This is a genomic window from Neisseria sp. HMSC068C12 (genome assembly GCF_001814095.1).
Lineage (GTDB): Bacteria > Pseudomonadota > Gammaproteobacteria > Burkholderiales > Neisseriaceae > Neisseria > Neisseria perflava.
This window is the reverse complement of sequence record NZ_KV814818.1, coordinates 1-241: the sequence shown is the minus strand read 5'-3', so window position 1 is coordinate 241 and position 241 is coordinate 1. Positions and strand designations below refer to the sequence as shown.

The window sequence follows — 241 nt, the reverse complement described above, 5'->3', positions numbered from 1 at the left end:
TGGAGCGGGAAACGAGTCTCGAACTCGCGACCTCAACCTTGGCAAGGTTGCGCTCTACCAACTGAGCTATTCCCGCATATTGAAAAAGAACAATCAACAAGTAATCAGAATGGAGCGGGAAACGAGTCTCGAACTCGCGACCTCAACCTTGGCAAGGTTGCGCTCTACCAACTGAGCTATTCCCGCGTATTCGGATGCATGATTTAATGGAGCGGGAAACGAGTCTCGAACTCGCGACCTC

2 tRNA genes are annotated in these 241 nt (G+C 51.5%); both read right to left on the bottom strand.

Features of this window, described 5'->3' with window-relative positions:
- Positions 1–76: transfer RNA gene (locus tag HMPREF2952_RS06385), tRNA-Gly, on the bottom strand.
- Between the two features lie 34 nt (positions 77–110).
- Positions 111–186: transfer RNA gene (locus tag HMPREF2952_RS06380), tRNA-Gly, on the bottom strand.
- Between the last annotated feature and the right edge of the window lie 55 nt (positions 187–241).